General features: G+C 59.6%; 2 protein-coding genes. Both read right to left on the reverse strand.

Annotation, left to right across the window (positions count from 1 at the left end):
* Positions 1-50 precede the first annotated feature (50 nt).
* Entirely contained in the window at positions 51-2,318 is a 2,268-nt protein-coding gene (locus JV201_RS16035) for an autotransporter outer membrane beta-barrel domain-containing protein (RefSeq protein WP_219405705.1), read from the reverse strand.
* Between the two features lie 232 nt (positions 2,319-2,550).
* Positions 2,551-4,199: hypothetical protein (locus JV201_RS16040; RefSeq protein ID WP_219405706.1), on the reverse strand; the 1,649-nt coding region annotated here is incomplete at its 5' end.

The raw sequence follows: 4,199 nt of genomic DNA on the forward strand, positions 1-4,199 counted from the left end.
CCCCACAAAAAAAGGAAGCCTCGGCTTCCTTTTTTCTTTACCCCTGTTTCCTAGAAATCGTAACGCACTCCCACATTAACCCCCCACGGCTGATCCACCTTCTTGCCTTGGGCATGTTCAATATCAGCGTGCAGCTTGACGTTCTTCGACACCGACATCGCCACGCCCGCTGCCACTTCAATACGCGAACCGAACACATCGTTGTTGAAGCGCTGGTCGTTCACCTTGACCTTGTTGCTGTGGTTGAACTCATGGGCCAACGCTGTACGCAGGTAGGGCTGCAGCACCCCGCCGCTCTCCAGCTGGATATTCTTGCCGCCTGTCACGCCAAGCTTGCCCACCACGGAGGCGGTGCGATCACCCTTGGCCTGCAGGCCATTGTCCAGCTCGTAACTTTGCGCCTGGATAATCGCTGTGCTCAGTTGCGAGTACGGTTCTACAAAGTAACCATCGTCGAGCTTGATATGCCGGCCGACTTCCGCCGATGCGCTCACGGCATTCTGCGTGTAGTTGCCCTTGGCACGCTTGCCGTCGCTCATGGTCACGTTGACCTCGTTGTGCAAGCGGTTGAGCTTGACCACGCCGTCGAAGTACAGCCCGCTCTCGTCGTCGATCCAGGTGGCATACCCCCCCAGGTAGTAGCTGTTGACCTTGCCGCTGCCGGAAGTGTTGGCGCTGATGTCGGACGTGCTGTGACCCGCCATGACACCGGCCATCCACTGGCCATCTCCGCCCGACAATGGCGCATCGGCCCCCAGGCTCAGGCCACGCTGGTTTTGCGTGTAGCCACCACCGTCCTTGTTCCCGACTACCTCGTATTTGTTGCCGTAGCCACGCATCCAGAACCCGTTGCTCTGGCCGTCGCTGAAACGCAGTTCACCCATGCGGGTACGCAGCAGGGACATCTCGCCGTACAGCACGGTGGGGGCCGTGTTGAACAACGCCATCACGGTTTTGGTGCTGTTGCTGGTGCCACGACGGTTAGGATCGAGGTACCAGTCGGTGTCTTCCTTCTTCAGCCCGTAGGAATAGGCGCCCACATCCACGGTGTCGCCGTCCAGCGAGAAGTGCGCATCGCCACCTTCGGTGTGCACCACACGAATCGGCAACGCACTCGCCAACTCGGAGCCGGTCGCCGCCAACAGCAGGCTGTGGTTGCCCGTGGCGACCCCGTTGACGTTGAGCAAGTCGGTCTGGCCGGTGCTGAAGTCGGTGTGCATCACATAGCTGCCGTCACCCGACAGGCTGTTGACGTCCAACTGAAAGAACTCATCGGCGCCGCCAAAGTGCACGGTGCCGCCGCCCATGATCAGGTCGCCGACTGAACTGTCATCCACCAGCATCCAGTGGGACGCTGAATTGACGCTCAACTCGGCGACGTTCTGCAGTTTGCCGGTGAGCCAGGAGCCATTGTTGAGCTGCAACCTGGCGGTGCTGCCGTCTTCGACCACCACGTCACCGACCAGGAAGCTGCGGTCGACGTTCATGTTGGCGGTGGCGCCATTCATGACTTCCAGCAGCACACCGTTTGCGCCGGTCAGCGTGGAGCCATTGAGTACATGAATATCAGCAAGGGTCGATTCCCCGGGCCTGAACGAGCCGACCTGAATCGCCGAACCGGTCTTGCCCTCGACGCTCGAGCGGTCGAGGATCAGGCTGCTGGCCAAAGTCGGGTCGTTATCCACGCCCATCTTCACGCCAATGTCTCCACCAACGATGCTGGTATTGAACGCACGGGCCTGGCCACTGAACAGGTCAATACCCACGCCATTATCAGCGGTCGCTTCGACACGCGAATCAGTCAGGTCCAGCACGCTGTGGGCACTGGCCGAGGCACCGCGGGTGCTGCCGGTGATGTGGCTGTTGACGACCGTGACGCTGGAACCATTGGTGTCGCCCAGGGAACGGGCCGCTATCAGCCCGGTTCCGTTGTTGTGGGTAACGTTGCTGTTGGTGATCAGCACGTTGCTGCCCGTGACACGCACCGCGGCGACTGCCGAATCCCGCGCAACGACGTCCGAACCATCGATGCGGATGTCGGAGTTCATTGCGGTAATGTCACGGGTGCTGCTGCCGGCATTGACAATCAGGGTTGCGGAATTGGCAGTGATTTGCAGGGTGGGCACTCCCAGAACCGTCAGGCGGGAACCTGCACGCAATTCAAAAGTGTCAGGACGCGGGCCAGGCCGCACCGTTTCATCCGGGCCGGTCACGACACGCGCCTCGGACAGCTGCGCCATGAGCATCAGCAGTGTGACGGCCTTGGCCTTGAAGGCAAGGCTTAAGGGAGTTGGTTTGAAATTGAATGGAGCTGACATCTTTACGGACCTCTGGGTTGGCGTTCCTTTACGGAAAAAAACTGGCCGGTTCCGAAAAGCGTGTGGACCCTGCCAATCAAGCGGCGCCCAAGGTACCCAGAGCTGTTCCCAACATCTGTAGGACTAATCCTAAGACGCTGTACTGAAAGTGAATGCAGTTTGTAGTCGACCCAAAGGCAAAAATGCCAAAGAGGAGCAAGGCTCCTCTTTGGCAACAGGCTTCAAACAAGTATTAAGGGAGCGGGACGTCAGTGCCGTCGCAGTATTGGCCATTTGTTCCACCTATCCGAACCCCGCGAACAAGAGGATGCGCTTCATCGGAAGGTAATGGTCCTTCAGGCAGGTTGATGGTGTACCAGACCCGCGCGGAGCCGGCCAACCTTGCACCCGAGTGGGGCTGGATGGGTTTGTAGATGGTCTCATAGGGCCCCAGGAGCAACTCGAACCCCGAATTGATCATGCCTTGCGTGAGCGGTATGGAGTCCACCTGACCCACTGCTGCCGGGACCGCTATCGTTCCTGCATCGTCGCTGTAGCCCTGCCAGTGCAGCGTAACTACCATCCTCAGTTCAAAGTGCTCCGAAGACGGAATACACACCACAACGTTCCCGGGAGGACTTTCAGGCCTGAACGAAGCGCAGTTGACCGACCCCGCTGCCGACAGATGTCGTACCTCCGGCGCGGCAAGCTCTTTGAAGTTGGCATTCACCGTCACCGTCGTGTCAGGGGAAAACTGGCGGTTGGTGCTGGCCCCTTGGGCAATGGTGTAGAACACCGTCTTGCGGCCATTGCCATGACGCTCAATGAAGCTCCACGGGATTGAGAGCGGAATCACCTGGCCAGCCGAGGCGCCGGTCACCGGTTGGGTAGCAACGAGTTCGCCCGAATAGTAAAGGCGGATCGTAAAGTCGCTGGCATCCGGTGTGGGTGCCGTACTCCATAACGTCACCCGGGCAATCGCAGGCCGGTTGGCGTGGTCGCGCTCCAGCACGTCGTCGGGGCCCTCGGTACCGGTTGCGTCTACCCCCTTCACGACTACGGGCAGCAGGTCATCGTTGATCGGGTCCGGGCCAATGGGAGTGGGGCCGACAACAAACAGGTCCAGGTTGACGGTGGTGGTCGGTATCGCCGGGTAGTCGACAGATCGCCGCCGCACCACATAGGAAACCGTCAACGGCAATAGCCCTCGAGTGGCGCCATAGAGGTCTTCCAATACCCTGTACGGAACGTGAACCTCCGCCGGGAACCGGCTGTTGCCCAGCTGCTGGGCATCCAAGTTAACGGTGGTGATGCTTGTCCTCAATGTGACGAGGAATTCATCTCCATCGACGTTGCGCAGAAAGTTCGTATATTCAGGAATACGCACGATCATGCCGCCGTCCAGCCCTACATCCTCCCGATCAATCAATTCGTCGCTGGGGGGAGAGGTTCGGCCAACCAGCGGTGCCAGGAGGTTCTCAGGGGCCGGAAACAGACCCACGTCCAGGCTGTAGGAAGCAGAAAGCCGCGCCGGGTTTCCTGCTGCGTCGAACAACTCATACCGCAAACTGCGCAGGCCATCCGGGCTGGCGTCAACCACGGATAATGGCAATGGGAAGCTCAGGTCCGCAGGCAGATTCCAACGTGGCGAAGGATCAGGCGGGCTGGGGACATAGGGCTGATCGGAACCATTATAGTAAAGATACGCCCAATCGCCCGCAGCGCGACCTTGCGCCACATAATCCGGGATCGTAAACACTGCGGACTCATTGGGCTTGCCTTCAAAGTAGTCACGGTCGGCAGGTGTGGGCAGGTCGCCAGGTGGTATAGGCGCCGGCGGCGCACCGGGGAAGCTGGCATACGGTGGTGTCAGGTCAACGATAACGATCTGCGGAACTGATT

Source organism: Pseudomonas sp. Colony2 (assembly GCF_019382755.1).
GTDB lineage: Bacteria > Pseudomonadota > Gammaproteobacteria > Pseudomonadales > Pseudomonadaceae > Aquipseudomonas.